This window comes from Pseudomonas sp. GW456-L13 (genome assembly GCF_017350115.1).
Classification (GTDB): Bacteria; Pseudomonadota; Gammaproteobacteria; order Pseudomonadales; family Pseudomonadaceae; genus Aquipseudomonas; species Aquipseudomonas jessenii.
Genome location: NZ_JACNAS010000001.1, coordinates 117,280 through 131,655 on the forward strand (window position 1 = coordinate 117,280; position 14,376 = coordinate 131,655).

General features: G+C 59.1%; 17 protein-coding genes. 4 read left to right on the plus strand and 13 right to left on the minus strand.

Going from position 1 to position 14,376, the window contains the following annotated elements:
• Nucleotides 1-66 precede the first annotated feature (66 nt).
• The 3 genes from nhaB to J4D25_RS00565 all read right to left on the minus strand — a co-directional run bounded on the left by nhaB (nucleotide 67) and on the right by J4D25_RS00565 (nucleotide 3,490).
• A complete protein-coding gene (nhaB, locus tag J4D25_RS00555) occupies nucleotides 67-1,569 on the minus strand; it encodes a sodium/proton antiporter NhaB (RefSeq protein WP_057714733.1) in 1,503 nt (500 codons plus the stop codon).
• A 78-nt stretch (nucleotides 1,570-1,647) separates the two neighbouring features.
• Complete coding sequence (locus tag J4D25_RS00560; protein WP_057714734.1) at nucleotides 1,648-2,937, minus strand: hypothetical protein; 1,290 nt, start codon at nucleotides 2,935-2,937, stop codon at nucleotides 1,648-1,650.
• Between the two features lie 286 nt (nucleotides 2,938-3,223).
• On the minus strand, nucleotides 3,224-3,490 hold the full coding sequence (locus J4D25_RS00565; RefSeq protein WP_057714735.1) for a hypothetical protein: 267 nt from the start codon (nucleotides 3,488-3,490) through the stop codon (nucleotides 3,224-3,226).
• Between the two features lie 342 nt (nucleotides 3,491-3,832).
• Between J4D25_RS00565 and J4D25_RS00570 the strand changes: the two genes are divergently transcribed.
• Nucleotides 3,833-5,158: a sigma-54 dependent transcriptional regulator gene (locus tag J4D25_RS00570; RefSeq protein WP_057714736.1), complete on the plus strand. Its 1,326-nt coding sequence runs from the start codon at nucleotides 3,833-3,835 to the stop codon at nucleotides 5,156-5,158.
• Between the two features lie 60 nt (nucleotides 5,159-5,218).
• Here J4D25_RS00570 and J4D25_RS00575 read toward each other — a convergent pair whose 3' ends face one another.
• The 6 genes from J4D25_RS00575 to J4D25_RS00600 all read right to left on the minus strand — a co-directional run bounded on the left by J4D25_RS00575 (nucleotide 5,219) and on the right by J4D25_RS00600 (nucleotide 10,026).
• On the minus strand, nucleotides 5,219-6,508 hold the full coding sequence (locus J4D25_RS00575) for a hypothetical protein (RefSeq protein WP_057714737.1): 1,290 nt from the start codon (nucleotides 6,506-6,508) through the stop codon (nucleotides 5,219-5,221).
• 46 nt (nucleotides 6,509-6,554) lie between these two features.
• On the minus strand, nucleotides 6,555-7,316 hold the full coding sequence (locus J4D25_RS00580; RefSeq protein WP_079246748.1) for a hypothetical protein: 762 nt from the start codon (nucleotides 7,314-7,316) through the stop codon (nucleotides 6,555-6,557).
• Nucleotides 7,317-7,342: 26 nt separating this feature from the next.
• Nucleotides 7,343-8,023, minus strand: coding sequence for a C39 family peptidase (locus tag J4D25_RS00585; protein ID WP_057714739.1), 681 nt, complete (start codon nucleotides 8,021-8,023; stop codon nucleotides 7,343-7,345).
• 61 nt (nucleotides 8,024-8,084) lie between these two features.
• A complete protein-coding gene (locus J4D25_RS00590) occupies nucleotides 8,085-8,951 on the minus strand; it encodes a hypothetical protein (RefSeq protein ID WP_057714740.1) in 867 nt (288 codons plus the stop codon).
• Between the two features lie 63 nt (nucleotides 8,952-9,014).
• Nucleotides 9,015-9,593: a hypothetical protein gene (locus J4D25_RS00595; RefSeq protein ID WP_057714741.1), complete on the minus strand. Its 579-nt coding sequence runs from the start codon at nucleotides 9,591-9,593 to the stop codon at nucleotides 9,015-9,017.
• 1 nt (nucleotide 9,594) lies between these two features.
• The gene (locus J4D25_RS00600; RefSeq protein WP_224795400.1) at nucleotides 9,595-10,026 is read right to left on the minus strand and encodes a hypothetical protein; all 432 of its coding nucleotides are present in this window, start codon (nucleotides 10,024-10,026) and stop codon (nucleotides 9,595-9,597) included.
• Between J4D25_RS00600 and J4D25_RS26840 the strand changes: the two genes are divergently transcribed.
• The gene (locus tag J4D25_RS26840) at nucleotides 9,907-10,257 is read left to right on the plus strand and encodes a hypothetical protein (protein ID WP_219733177.1); all 351 of its coding nucleotides are present in this window, start codon (nucleotides 9,907-9,909) and stop codon (nucleotides 10,255-10,257) included. The two genes, J4D25_RS00600 and J4D25_RS26840, sit on opposite strands and share 120 nt — an antisense overlap.
• Nucleotides 10,258-10,389: 132 nt before the next feature.
• Here J4D25_RS26840 and J4D25_RS00605 read toward each other — a convergent pair whose 3' ends face one another.
• Both J4D25_RS00605 and pnuC read right to left on the minus strand, forming a co-directional pair.
• Nucleotides 10,390-10,914, minus strand: coding sequence for an AAA family ATPase (locus J4D25_RS00605; RefSeq protein ID WP_057714743.1), 525 nt, complete (start codon nucleotides 10,912-10,914; stop codon nucleotides 10,390-10,392).
• A complete protein-coding gene (gene pnuC, locus J4D25_RS00610) occupies nucleotides 10,911-11,474 on the minus strand; it encodes a nicotinamide riboside transporter PnuC (protein WP_057714744.1) in 564 nt (187 codons plus the stop codon). The genes J4D25_RS00605 and pnuC overlap by 4 nt, the downstream gene beginning before the upstream one ends.
• Before the next feature lie 296 nt (nucleotides 11,475-11,770).
• Here pnuC and J4D25_RS00615 point away from each other — a divergent pair, with 296 nt between their 5' ends.
• Nucleotides 11,771-12,601 carry an undecaprenyl-diphosphate phosphatase gene (locus J4D25_RS00615; protein WP_057714745.1) on the plus strand — a complete coding sequence of 277 codons (831 nt, stop codon included), beginning with the start codon at nucleotides 11,771-11,773 and terminating at the stop codon, nucleotides 12,599-12,601.
• Nucleotides 12,598-13,026 carry a DUF1294 domain-containing protein gene (locus tag J4D25_RS00620; RefSeq protein WP_057714746.1) on the plus strand — a complete coding sequence of 143 codons (429 nt, stop codon included), beginning with the start codon at nucleotides 12,598-12,600 and terminating at the stop codon, nucleotides 13,024-13,026. Before J4D25_RS00615 ends, J4D25_RS00620 begins: the two co-directional genes overlap by 4 nt.
• Before the next feature lie 11 nt (nucleotides 13,027-13,037).
• On the opposite strand, the gene J4D25_RS00625 is transcribed toward J4D25_RS00620, so the two are convergent.
• Complete coding sequence (locus tag J4D25_RS00625) at nucleotides 13,038-13,397, minus strand: MmcQ/YjbR family DNA-binding protein (protein ID WP_057714747.1); 360 nt, start codon at nucleotides 13,395-13,397, stop codon at nucleotides 13,038-13,040.
• Complete coding sequence (locus tag J4D25_RS00630; RefSeq protein ID WP_057714748.1) at nucleotides 13,394-14,302, minus strand: LysR substrate-binding domain-containing protein; 909 nt, start codon at nucleotides 14,300-14,302, stop codon at nucleotides 13,394-13,396. Before J4D25_RS00630 ends, J4D25_RS00625 begins: the two co-directional genes overlap by 4 nt.
• Nucleotides 14,303-14,376: the final 74 nt, after the last annotated feature.

The window sequence follows — 14,376 nt, forward strand, 5'->3', positions numbered from 1 at the left end:
AGTAGGTTTTGGGGCCGCTGCGCAGCCAACGGGGGCAAGCCCCCTCGCCACAAAGGCTCGGCGGTGTCAGAGCCAGTAACTCACCGCATACCAGCCCAATGTCCCCATCACCACGGTGTACGGCAGCGCCATCCAGACCATCCGCCCGTACGACAGACGCACCAGCGGTGCAATTGCCGAGGTCAGCAGGAACAGAAACGCCGCCTGACCGTTGGGCGTCGCCACGCTCGGCAGGTTGGTACCGGTATTGATCGCAATCGCCAGGGTTTCGAAATGCTCACGGGTCATCTCTCCCGCCATGAACGCGCGCTTCACTTCGGTAATGTAAATGGTTGCCACGAACACGTTGTCGCTGATGGCGGACAGCAGGCCGTTGGCAATGAACAGCATGCCCGGTTGTTGGTCTGCCGGGAGCGTCAGCACCCAGTGGATCAGTGGGGCGAACAGTTGCTGGTCGTGAATCACCGCGACCACGGCGAAAAACACCACCAACAATGAGGTGAACGGCATGGCGTCCTTGAACGCTGTGCCCAGGCGGTGTTCGTCGGTGATGCCGGTAAAGGCGGTAATCAACACGATCACCATCAAACCGATCAAACCCACTTCGGCGATGTGGAACGCCAGCCCGGCAATCAGAATCAATGCGGCAAAGCCTTGCACCAGTAGCGCTGCACCTTGGCGCGTGGTGCGCTCGGCATTGTCTTCGGCGGCGTAGTTGGCCAGCACCGCACGAACGTTATCCGGCAGCAGCGTGCCGTATCCGAACCAGCGCAGCTTTTCCAGGAGGACGCAGGTTACCAGCCCGGCAACCAGTACCGGCAGGGATACCGGCGCAACCCGGATGAAGAACTCAGCGAAGTGCCAGCCCATTTCATGGCCGATCAGCAGGTTCTGCGGTTCACCGACCAGCGTACAGACACCGCCCAGCGCGGTGCCCACGGCACCGTGCATCAGCAGGCTGCGCAGGAAGGCGCGGAACTGTTCCAGATCACCGTGATGCAGGGTGGGCAGATGTTGGTCGTCGCTGAACTCGCTGTCCTGGCGCGGATCGTTGCCCGAGGCGACGCGGTGATACACCGAGTAAAAACCTACGGCGGCACTGATGATCACGGCGGTCACAGTCAAGGCATCGAGGAACGCCGACAGAAAGGCCGACAGAAAGCAGAACATCAGGGACAGCAGGGCTTTGGAGCGGACCCCGAGCAGCAGGCGCGAGAACAGGTAAAGCAACAGGTCCTTCATGAAATAGATACCCGCCACCATGAACATCAGCAGCAGGATCACCGGGAAGTTGTGCAGCAACTCGTCGTACAGCGCCTGGGGCGTGGTCATCTTCAGCAGCAGGGCTTCAATCAACAGCAGGCCGCCGGGCATCAACGGATAGCATTTGAGTGCCATGGCCAGGGTGAAGATGAACTCCAGCACCAGTAGCCAGCCGGCAACCACCGGGCCTGCGGTCCAAAGCACCAGGGCATTGAGGATGAGAAAGCCGACGATGCAGGCCTTGTACCAACGGGGCGAGTGCCCGAGAAAGTTGTGCGCGAACGCCTGGGCCATTGAACCGGACATCGGCTGCTCCTTGTCTTGAGAAGCGCGCAAGTTGCCGCAAGCGCGCGAGAAGATCAAGCGCAGGAAAAATGCCGGTGTTTATCCCTGGAAACGAGCGATGACCGCCTTGTAGTTTCCGTGCAGCGAATAGCCTCCCACTACAATGTTTCCATCGGCGTGCGCGGCGACACAGGTGGCGGTATCCAGGCTGGGGCCCAGGCGCGTACGTGTATAGCCGCTGCCTTTGCCAAAACGGCGATCGGGAAGGCCGTTGGGCAGGTATCGCCCGAGAATGAAGTCTGCTTCGACGCCGCCGATGGTGGCGCCCGCCGTGAGCACACTGCCATCAGGTTGTAACTGTGCGGCGGTCCACTGGCATCCGCTGTAACCGATTTCCCGCCGCTGCGGATGTCCTCCGTTGCAATGACTGTCGGGGCGCCCGTTGCTGTGCATTTTAAATGTCAGGCAGTGCATCGGCTCGCGACTGCTGCCAAAACACAGGATTTCGCCTTCGTTTTGCTGGACCACCCGGCTGACCCGGGCGCCATGCCCTTGCGCCTTGAAGGTCATGAATCCATCCACGGCAAATCGGTCGTCGAGGCGCCCGTCCGGGTGATAGCGTGCCAGCAAGCCTTCCTCGGGAAAATTGATCGATCCACCGACCAGGATTCGGCCATCACGTTGTACCGTCAGGCTGCTGAGCCAGGTATTCATCAGCAGGTGCCTGACCATCACGAAGCCGCGGTCGTTGAACGAGCAGTCCAGCGAGCCTTCGACATCCAGACGTATCAACATGCCGACGTGATCGGCCAGTTCGTAGTGATGGTTGGCCAGGATCAGGATCCGGCCGTCTTGCTGTATGGCCACATCGCAGGCTTCTGCGCCCGGCACACCCAGAGGCAGCCGGATATCGCGCATGCCCAGGGACAGATCGCCAGGCAATCGCACGACACGGCGGCCATTATCGCCAAAGCCTTGCACCAGGCGGCCATCTTGATCCAGCAATGCCAGGGCCGGGAGCGTGCGGTGCGCGTTTACGTATTGCAGGCCAGCCAACAGGATGTTGCCGTCGGGCAGGATCAGGACCTTGGTGCCCATGGCTTCGAACCCCGGTTCGAATTGCCCGATGACACTGCCTTGTTTGCCGAACGTCAGGTCTGCGCAACCATCCGCCAGCAAGCGGGCCAGGCCAAAGCGGGTGCCATCGGCCATGCCGACTTTTGCGGCTACCAGCAAGCGACCTTGCGCATCGATCGCAACGTCATTGGCCAGGCTGAAAAGGCTGTCGGCGAAATAGACCTGGGTTTTGCCGTTGGCGGCAAACGTCGTATCGAGGGCCCCGGCGTTTTTCCGGGTCGCGGAGTAGGCAAAAGCGGACTGGCTTGACATGCACCGCATCTCCTTGCGAGTCGTCCTGATCCGGAAGTTTGGGTGGCGACTTGATAGGGAGATTATTCAATCCCTGAATGAAGGGATGCACAACAGTAAGAACTAACAGACGGAGGGTCGCTGTGTGCCACAACAGTGTCTTTTCGAACCAATGGCGAGCCTGCAAAGTATCAGGCGTATGTGAAGTTCGAATTAAACAGTGTCACGTAGTGTGCGCGGCCAGAAAAAACTGCGAACTAAAGACAGGAAAAGGGCGCGGATTACCCCAGAGTAATCCGCAAAACGATTAGTGCGGCATCGACCACGACTGCAGTGTGTAACCTTCCTCGCTCAATTCGGCGCGAGCCTGTTCCAGCAGCAGTTCGAGTTGCGCGGGATCGGAATAGGCGCTGCTTGGGATCTGCTTGCGGCCAATGCGGGTGCTGGTGCGGTCGATAACGGTCAGGCTGAGTTCGCCATTGCCGTCTTGTGGGGCCCAGGCCACGCATTTGAATGGTTTAAATGCGCGGTCGGCAATCAGAAGTGCTTCGTTGATACGGAGCGGGGCGTTCATAGGGTCTTCTCTCTGTATGCCCAATCAAGTGATAGGCCGACGGTTGGGCTTACCGTTCAGCTGGTTACTTGTACTGATGCCCGCAACCGGGGTTCGGGTCACACACAATCAAAAGAAATTTCCACTTTATTTTCACAGATTCAAGGAAGAGCTGATATTGAAAGCTGAATGAAAGGAAACAGTCGTTAGGTGACTAACATAATCGCAACTTATAACTGGTTTTGTGACATCCCTATAGTCAAACAGTACAAGGCCCTGTCAAATTCTTGCTAATGTTACAGCCAGGCCTGCCAAATGACTGTTTTTATTAAATTTTCATAAATTTGGCGCCAAGGATCAGTCATGAGTGATGCGCCTGCCTTACGACGTTTGTTAGTGGTGGACCCCTGTGACGATTGCTATCGCCTGGTCCCTGGATTGCGCGCCATCGGTTGGGACGTTGACAGCTGCACGCTGGAGAACGCCGTTGACCGAACCTGTGACGTGGGCTTGCTGCGCTTGCAGCCTTATCACCTTGAGCACCCGGAGGCCGTCAAAGAGCTGATCAGCCGCAGCGGCACCGAGTGGATAGCCGTACTCAACCAGGAAGTACTGCGGCTGCAAAATGTCGGCGACTTTGTCTGTGAATGGTTTTTTGACTTTCATACCTTGCCGTTCGATGTGTCCCGGGTTCAGGTAACACTGGGGCGCGCGTTTGGCATGGCGCGCTTGCGCGGGCAGGGCACGGTCTATGTCGACCAGCCCGAGCACGAATTGCTGGGCGACAGCAAACCTATTCGTGAGCTGCGAAAGCTGTTGAGCAAACTGGCTCCGACCGAATCTCCGGTGTTGATTCGCGGTGAAAGCGGCACTGGCAAGGAACTGGTCGCACGAACCCTGCATCGTCAGTCCCAGCGTCACAACAAACCCTTCATTGCGATCAATTGTGGTGCGATTCCCGAGCATTTGATCCAGTCCGAGTTGTTCGGCCATGAGAAAGGCGCATTTACCGGCGCGCACCAACGCAAGGTCGGACGGATAGAAGCCGCCAACGGTGGCACCCTGTTTCTCGACGAGATCGGTGACCTGCCACTGGAGTTGCAGGCCAACCTGTTGCGGTTCCTCCAGGAAAAACACATCGAGCGGGTGGGTGGCAGTCAGCTGATTCCGGTGGATGTGCGGGTTCTGGCGGCAACGCATACCGACCTTGAAGCCGCCATCGAGAAGAAACGCTTTCGCGAAGACCTGTATTACCGCTTGAACGTACTGCAAGTGGCGACCGTTCCGCTGCGCGAGCGCCATGGCGACCTGGCGGTGTTGGCCAACCATTTCTCCCATTTCTATAGCCATGAAACCGGGCGCCGCCCACGCAGTTTCAGCGAAGACGCGTTGATTGCCATGGGCAAACACGACTGGCCAGGCAATGTTCGCGAACTGGCCAACCGCGTTCGTCGCGGGCTGGTGTTGGCCGAAGGCCGGCAGATCGAGGCCCGTGACCTGGGGTTGATCAGTCAGCATACGTTGGCAGCGCCGATGGGCACCCTCGAAGAATACAAGTCCCGGGCCGAACGCCAGGCGTTGTGCGATGTATTGAGTCGCCACAGCGATAACCTGAGTGTCGCCGCCAAAGTATTGGGTGTGTCGCGACCGACCTTCTACCGGTTGTTGCACAAGCACCAGATTCGCTGAACCCCGGCCGCAAACCAAAACCCCGCTGCGATTGCAGTTGCAGCGGGTTTTTTGTTCGGGTCAGAAGTAGTAGGGGAGTTTCAGGCTGAACTGGAAGTCCGGGGCATCGTCCGTCATGCCGATGGACAGGTTGGGCACGATGGTCAGGCTGTCGGTGGCCGCAATGGTCATGCCGATGTTGAAGTAACCGGCGTTGGCATCGCTGGAGACCACCGCTTGCCAATCCCCGCCATCTTCCTTGAGCTTGCTTTTGCGTTGCACCAGGTCAGAGACCGAGAACGACATACTCATCTTTTCGTTCAAGGCGAACGCAATGCCGGCGCCGATCTGGAAGCTGTCGCCAATGCGGACTTTGCCCGGTGTCTCGACCGCCGGGTTGGAGCTGATGTCGTCGAAAGACTCTTCCATGTTGTACGTGTAGGACAGGCTGCCGAACAGCACCGCCGGGTCGAACGTCTTGACCAGGGAGATCCCCGGCGTAATCGACCAGACGCCGTTACCGGTAGGCAAGGATTCAGGCACGGCCAGGTTTGAGTTATCGGCCACCCGAACCAGCTTGATGCCGAACGGGTCTTTGCCGGTAGGCGCCTTGACGCGCAAGGTCACCACGGCATCCGGCGTGTTGGCCGATTCGTCGAGGAATTTGTAGGCGACACCGAAGTTGACGTCGCCTATGGTCGGGTCTTCCTTGACGGTGTCTTCGGTCGTGACGTTTGCGGCGCCGCTATTGCCGCCACCGGACTGGTACGTGGACTCACGGTAGACAACCGGTACGTTCAGGTCGAACTGCCAGCGATTGTTGAAGTTGTAGCGACCGGTGAGGTCAAGCGTCCAGGTGTCGGCCTTGATCCGGTCCAGGTTGATAGCGCCCAGGAAGATCGAGTCCAGGGCTAGAAAACCGTTGAGGACCAGTTGGCGGGAATCGTAGCGGGAGTAGGTTATCCCGGTTTCGACGCTGAACTTGCCACCGCCGAAAAACCCGCTGGCCTCGTCATACAGGTTCGAAACGCTTTGCGCCGGTTGCGAGTCATTGGCCAGCGATTGTCCATAAGAGCTGCCGCTCCCCCCCGAGGCGGCTGCGGCGCCGGTGCCGACGCCTGGATTGCCCTTGAGATCCGCTGGCGACTTGGCCAAGCGTTTGGGAGCGGGCGAGGCGGGCTGCTCTTCGACCTGGCGGACCCGTTGTTCGAGAACCGCCAGGGCTTTTTGCTGTACTTCGTATCGTTGTTTCAACTCCAGGAGCTCTTGTTTGAGAGCCTCCAGTTCCGGGTCAGGTGCTGCCTGCAACATCGCCGCCGGGAGTAGAGCACTCAAGCATGCAACTGCACGCAGTGATACTGATCGGTACATGAAATATGCCGTCCATTTGTGCCCAATGGTCCAGACTCAGCGTAGTTCAATAGCCCATGGTCCGTAATGCAGCGAGTTGGTTGAGGTTGCAGTCCAATGCCCCCGCACTCGGGCCATTATTGTTGAGCACTACGTTGAGTTGAGTCATGTTGTCGACCACATTGCTGCTGCCCAGCAACCGGGTGTTTTGCAGCAACCCGCCCTGGGCGACTTGTTGCAGGCTGGTGCCCTGGTTGTTGTTGGCGGTAATGGCCATCTGAACGCCGCCGCTGGTCGCGGATACCGCGACACTGCCTGCGGCATTGCTGCCGGTGATGGTTTGACCGGCTATCAGCGCCTGGCCCTGGCCCGCCACCAGTGCCGGGGCCGTGCTGGCCTCTTTGACGTTGATGGCGATGTTGTTGTTTGCGCTGTTGCCATCACCTGCGGCCCGTGTGACCTGGGTTATCCCCCGGGAAGTGCTCAGGGCTGCGCCCCCCGACACGTGACCGCTGCCCGACCTGGACGTACCGCCATGACCCGATTGCTTGATGGTCGAAACATAGAACTCGGGCTTGACCGTTGCGGCTTGAAGCTGCATCGAGGTGGAGGCTCCGATCAGGTCACCACTGGCATTGCGCCAGGTACTGCTCATGACGACACCGAAGCTGATGACCCGCCCCGGCATCACATATCGGCCACGCAACTCGGCCAGTTCCTGGTCCTTGATTTCGATGGGTCTGAACTCATCAGCAAAACCTGAAGTGTTCGCTGCCAGACAGACAGCGACCACCCAATACGAGGTTTTCATTTGCTGCTCCCGGAGCATCCTGCCCCCTATCATCTTGTTGGCGATTAAAAGAAGTCGCTCTGTATGAAACCAAAATCCATCAATTCGGCATCTTTGACCGGGTTGAAGTTATCCATCTTGTTCTTGGCTGTCAGCGGTTCCGGTGGACTGCGTAACGCATTGGTCTTGTCGTAACCGGGACCGACGATAGCGAAAATAATGCCATTCCAGCCTTTGACAAAGTCATCATGGGAGTAGCGTTTGTGACCGAGTACCGGATCGCCGATATACACCCAGTTCTTGTCCGCCCGCTGCAACACCACGAAGTGCTTGTAGCCGCGAATTTCCATCAATACCACCACCGGAATCGTCACGGATTCGAGTCTTTCCGGCGGGATCCTGTAGCCCCGGGCGCGCATGCCGATGCGCTCTATGTAGCGCTTCATGTCCAGCATTGAAAAACCCTGGGTACGCACAAGGTCCTGGTCTGCGGTGACCAGCATGCCCTTGATGATGTGCTCCTCATCGACGTCGAGCCAATAGGCCTGGCGCAGTATCGTTGCCAGCGCGGCGGCGCCACAGCTGAAATCGGTTTTTTGTTCGACGATGTCGCTGAACTTGCGCTCGCGCAAACTCTGTACGTGCTTGTACACCAGCACGCCGCCCGGCAGGGCGGCAACCGGCATCTGTGCAGCCTGGGTCAGGCCAGACAGGCAGAGCAGGGCGAAAAGGACAGTCTTACGCATGATCGATACGCCTTGGGACTGTGGAAAATCCCCGTCGCCGGGGCTTTCATTGCAATCGCGATTACAGACAGGACTTGCAGCCCGCGGCGATGGACAGCGAGTTGCTTTGCTGGTTGCCCACACCAGACGATACGTTGGCTCCGCCGTTGCCGGAGAAGTTGTTCATCGAGCCCGTTATCGACGCATTGTTGGTTACAGGGGCTTTCCAGCCCTCTGGCGTGATCACTTGTTGAGTGGTTACACCCGCCAGACCGAGTACACCCACGGTAGCGAAATCAGTCTGGGTGCTGTCGTCATGGTTGGCGTTGTTGGTGACGTTCAGTCCGGACGTGCTTTGGTTGGCCGCCGCCGCCGCTTGCGCTACACGACCGCCCGAAACGGCAATCGCCAGGTTGTTTTTCTGTTGGTTGAAGTCCCCGGTGGTCACGTTGATGCCGATGTTGCCGGAACCGCTGTTACCTGCGTTGTTGAGCGTTGTGTTGTTGGTGCTGGAGTGTTTCCTGGCGGTGTTGCCGGTGCTCTTCTGAGTCGCGCTGGAGGCGGCGACCGCGGTGCCGAAGATGAAGCTTTCGTCAGCCGTAGCAAGGGCGGCGGCGTTGTCTTGCTGGTTGCCGTTACCGGCTGCAACGTTGGCGCCCATGTTGCCGTTGGAGTTGTTCAGGGAGTTATCGACCCTAGCGTCGTTCCTGGTGTCCCGGCTCAATACGCTGCTGTCACTGCTTTCCTGCGAGTCCAGCACGGCGGCCCCGGCGCCTGCTGTAATCTGCAGAATTTGTTCCAGCGTCGGGCCTTTAGGCTGATGGTTGTTGCTCTGGCCGTCGCTCTGGCCGTTGCCTTGATCATCATCAAGGCTGCCTGCTTGTGCTGCGAATGCCATCACTGCTGCCAGAGCGAAAGCCAGAGGTTTGAGAGCAGTTGTCGGGTTCATGGTGTTTCTCCGTGCTCATTAGTTGGTCAGGTGTTGGTACTTCCCTAATCGCACTGTTTCGGGTCAGTCAGCGACCCGGATGCTCAAGGTGTTAGCCATTCGGTTTCCCACCCCGGCACTCTGGTTTACCTGGATCACTCCCCGGCTGCCGGTGAAGGCCTGATCGCTTGTCACGACCTGGCGACTGCCATTTGGGGCGCCAGTTGCTCCCGAGTTCGGTAACAACGCCACGTTCTGTTGAGAAAGGGCACTATCGTCGATGGCTTGCGGTGCGGCGCTGATGCTGATGCGCATGGCGTTGGCCATCTGGTTGTTCGCCCCGGCGCTCTGGTTGACGCCCAGTACGCCGTTGCCATTACTGAAGGAGGAGCCGCCGATAGTGACCGTCGCATCCATCGACGGATTGGCGGGCGTAGTGATTTTCTGCCGGACGCTGGTGATCGCACCGGCTTGGGTGCCAATGGCGACCGCGCGGACGTTGGCCTGCTGTTGTTGATCGCCAGCCGCCTGATTGACGTTGAAGTTGCCGCGGTATTGAGTACCCGAATCCTGGAGGGTGGCGTTGTTCACCGAACTGACGCCCGAATCGGCCATCACACTGGTGCAGCCGAGCAGGGCAAGTAACAGCAGGGATCGACACATCTCATTGGCCTCCCGCCATTCTGCCCAGTGAACCGAGGCCGCTGCTCATGGCGCGGTTGATGGTTCCGGAAATGGCGCTGCCACTGCCACCACCGTGACCGACAGACATGCCGGGCATACCGTTGGGGTTGGTGACGGCGTTGAGGCCTTGCAGGCCACCCAGGCTTTGCCCGTTGTTGTGGCGAAGGGCGGTTCCGGTGGTGACCCCGGCGATGTCGGCATCACTGAGTTCGCCGGTGACGCGGGCCGATGGGTTGGCATTGAGGGTGTTGGGGTTTGGATCCCTGCCGCCGCTGCGACCGATGGGCGTCGGGTGAATGGTTCGATCAAGCACGATGACGCCGTTGCCTTCGGCTTGAACGTCAAAACTGATAACCGCGCCTGCAGCGCTCGCGAAAAGCAGCAGGCACGTCAAGGCATGTTTATCGAGTATCCCCACGACGGTCTTTCCTTCTCATGTGGGCTGGCTCTGGTCGGCTTTTTGAAGAAGAGAGCGAAAGCTGTGCCGGTTTTTGAATATCTCGTTGATTCAATGGCTTATGGATATTGTCCGGATAGCCTTTGCCGAGAATGTTTCAAAGGTGAGACGAAACCCTGCGCAGGCAGCCCTTATTTGCGGATAAATCGCTCTGGAACAAGGGTTTCAGCGGTGCTGTATCAATGACTTAACAAATCCGATGATCCAGCGGTGAAGGGCGCTTAAACAGGCGGTTTGAGGCGGGAAGGGTGTTTCAGGACCGGACACTTTTCCCCCGGGACAGGGGGGGATAGTGGGGAAATTGCCCCAAAAGGCCGGTCAGGCTCCGAGCAATCGGGTCACGGCGTTCAGTGCCTGGAATCGGCGTTCTGCCCAATCTCCGCGCAGTACTTGAACCGGTTGGGCGTGGTGCTCAAGCCAGGCCAGGGTCTGCTCGAAAAATGCCTGGCGCTCACACAATCGGGGTTGGCAACGCTGGCCATCGTCCGTCCATTCGACGTGTTCCGGCGACAGCAGCAAGTGCAAGTCGTAATGCCGGGCCAGTAGCGCTTGTTCGAGCCAGGCGGGGCAGTCGCCAAACAGGGTTTGGCTCCAGAGGATATTGCTCAGCAGGTGCGTGTCGAGGATGAGCAAAGACGGTTGTTGCGCACGGGCTTCGTCTTCCCATGCCAATTGACCGCGGGCGATGTCCGGAATGTCGGCCAAGGTGGTGTCCCGGGGATTGTGCTCGATGAACCAGCGCACATACTCGTCGACCAGAATCCCGCCGAAACGCTGTTGCAACTCGGCCGCCAGCCAGCTTTTACCGCTGGATTCAGGGCCTGTGAGTACCAGGACTTTCATGCGCGCAACGCCGGATCGGCGCGCCATTGGCGCCAGCCCTGCACGGCGATAACGGCGAACAGCCCGTACAGGGTGGCGGTCAGGTACAGGTCCTTATAGATGAACAGGCCGACGAAAATCACATCCAGGGCGATCCATAGCGGCCAGCACTGGACACGTTTTTGCGCCATCCAGACCTGCGCCACCAGGCTGAATCCGGTCAGCGCCGCATCGAGCCAGGGTTGCGCGGCGTCGGTCCAGTGGGCCATGGCCGCCCCCAGCAACAGGCTGCCGAGTGCGCCGATGGCCAGGCTCAACGCCACGGAACGGGAATCGAGCCAACTGACTTCGCGGCCATGGGTCGTTTCGCCAGCCCGTGTCCACTGCCACCAGCCGTAAAGCTGCAAGGCGGCATAGACGACTTGCAGCAACATGTCCGAATACAGCTTCACCTCAAAAAAGATCCAGCTATAGAGCAGCACCATGACCAGACCGATGGGCCAGCACCAGGTGTTCTGTTTGACCGTCAGCCAGACGGCAATGACACCGAGGGTGGCGGCAAACAGTTCAAGCCCGGACATGGAGGTTCCTTGGTGAAATCGAAGAGGGGGCCGATTGTAACCGGATTGGCGTCGGGAATCCCGTGGGGCAGGGTGTGCTTCGTTGGTGCGCGAATAACGCGGCAGCGCCAATCGGACTTGTCTGATAGGATTTCGGCCCCGCGCGGGTAAACCCGGATCAGGATTGTTTTTTCACAGGATTTTGACGGTTCCGTGGTGATCCTTGATGCGCGGGGCTTCAGCTAGGCTGATCGCAATTCAAGCTTTGGAAAAATATTAACGGGGCATGCCGGCGCGCATAGCCTTTTGGGGGATTGATGGATCTTTGGACCGCCTTTCAGGCATTGATACTTGGGGTTGTAGAAGGGCTGACCGAGTTCCTGCCCATTTCCAGTACCGGCCACCAGATCATCGTGGCCGACATGCTCGGCTTCGGGGGCGAGCGGGCGATGGCGTTCAACATCATTATCCAGCTGGGTGCCATCCTGGCGGTGGTATGGGAGTTTCGACGCAAGATCTTCGATGTGGTCATCGGCCTGCCGACCCAGCCGAGCGCTCGGCGGTTTACCGCGAACCTGTTGATTGCGTTCTTCCCGGCCGTGGTGCTGGGCGTGATCTTCGCCGACATGATCCACGAGTACCTGTTCAATCCGATCACCGTGGCAGCGGCGCTGGTCGTGGGCGGGTTCGTCATGTTGTGGGCCGAGCGCCGGCAGCATGAAGTCCACGCCGAAACGGTGGATGACATGACCTGGAAAGATGCCCTGAAAGTCGGCTTCGCCCAATGCCTGGCCATGATTCCGGGCACTTCGCGTTCGGGCTCGACGATCATCGGCGGGTTACTGTTCGGCCTGTCGCGCAAGACCGCTACCGAATTTTCGTTCTTCCTGGCGATGCCAACCATGGTCGGCGCAGCGGTGTACTCTGGCTACAAATACCGTCACCTGTTTGTCCCGTCCGATTTCCCGGTGTTCGCGATCGGCTTCGTCACGGCGTTCGTCTTCGCGATGATCGCGGTCCGCGGGCTGCTCAAGTTCATCGCCAACCACAGCTATGCGGCGTTTGCCTGGTATCGCATTGTGTTCGGCCTGATCATCCTGGCGACCTGGCAGTTCGGCTGGGTCGACTGGAGCGCGGTCAAGCCGTGAGTGACTCAAGCTCGCGCAATAACCCCGGGCGCCAGCCCGGGGGACAGATCCGTCATCCACGGCTGAAGTGGCTGGTGTTTGCACTCCTGTGTGCGTTGCCGCTGTCGGGGTCGGTGTCTTCATGGCTGCACGGGGTGTCGCTGATTCCCCTGGCGGCCTACGGCATCGTCAGCGTCGTGACGTTTTTCCTGTACTGGAGCGACAAGCACAAGGCCCGCGCCGAGCAATGGCGTACGCCGGAGAATGTCCTGCATGCGCTGGAGCTCGCTGGCGGCTGGCCCGGTGCCTTGCTGGCGCAGCAAGCGTTCCGGCACAAAACCCGCAAAATCTCCTACCAGTTGGTGTTCTGGATCATCGTGCTCATGCACCAGGTGTTCTGGATCGACCACCTGTTCCTCGGCGCACACCTGTTCGCCTTGTTCTGATCGACAAGGCCCTAGAGCAACAAGCCGACTTGAGTGCGCTTGGGCAGTTTGCTCACCACCAACTGGTGGGAGCGCTGCAACAAGCCCTGCAGTTCTTCGTTGCCGAGCGGGTAGGGCGTTTCCATGATGATCCACTGGGCGCGCGCCAGATAAGGCGCCGGATGAATCCCCGGGCGGTCGCAATGACCGAGAAACAGATCCTTGTCGACCTTGAAGGCCAGGGAATCACCCCGCAGGCCCTGCAAGGCGAACATCTTGTTCCCGGCAATCGAAAACACCCGCACGCCGCCCCATTTATAGTCTTCCCGTGCTCCGGGCAGGGTAAGGCAGAATTTCGCGACATCCTCTTCGCTCATCCGTCCGGCTTTCATAACAATCGTTCCCCACAGGCATTGAATGACTCGACCAGATGGTCAATCCAGGCGCGTACCGTCGGCATGACCCCGCGTCGATGAGGATAGACCGCTTGCAGCCAGCCACCGGGCAACGACCAGTCGGGCAACAACTGCACCAGTGCGCCGTTTTCCAGTTCCTGCTCGCAATACATCATGGGCAGCATCGTAAAGCCCAGGCCAGAGAGGGTGCTGGCCTTGCGCACGATAAAGTCATCGATGCCCAGCCGGGCCTCGAGCGCCAGTTCACAACTTTTGCCTTTTTGATCCAGCATGCGGATGTGCACCATGCGGTCGGCTTCCAGCGCGCCGAGCACCGGCAGGCTTTTCAGATCGTCGGGATGGTTGATCTCACGGCCAACGAGGAAGCCGGGACTGGCGACCATCAGCATCTGCGCCTGACGCAGGCGGCGTGTCACCAGCAGCGGGTCTTCGTCGCCCAGCTCTCGCACACGCAGGGCCACGTCAATGCCTTCGTTCACCAGGTCGACCCGGCGGTTGAGCAGCATGACCTCCAGCTGGACTTGTGGAAACCTTTCCAGAAAGTCGCTGATCACCCCCGGCAATATTTCATGGGCCAGCCCAACCGGGCAGGACACCCGCAAACGCCCGCGGGGCTCGCTGGACATGCTGGCCACGGCCTCATCGGCCATTTCCGCCTCCAACAGCATCGCCTGACAGTGCCTGAGGTAACGCTCACCGACGGCAGTCAGTTTCAGTTGTCGGGTGGTGCGTTGCAGCAGTCTTGCGCCGAGGCGCTCTTCCAGTTCGGCGATGCGCCGTGACAATCGGGACTTGGGGATGCCCAGCAAACGCCCGGCCGCGGCGAACCCCCCGGCTTCCACGACTTTGGCGAAGTAGTACAGGTCGTTGAGGTCTTGCATGATGTGAATCCAATTGTCCTATCTATGGGACGAACTATCGCATTGTTACCGTCTAATCAGCTATTGGTTTCGTG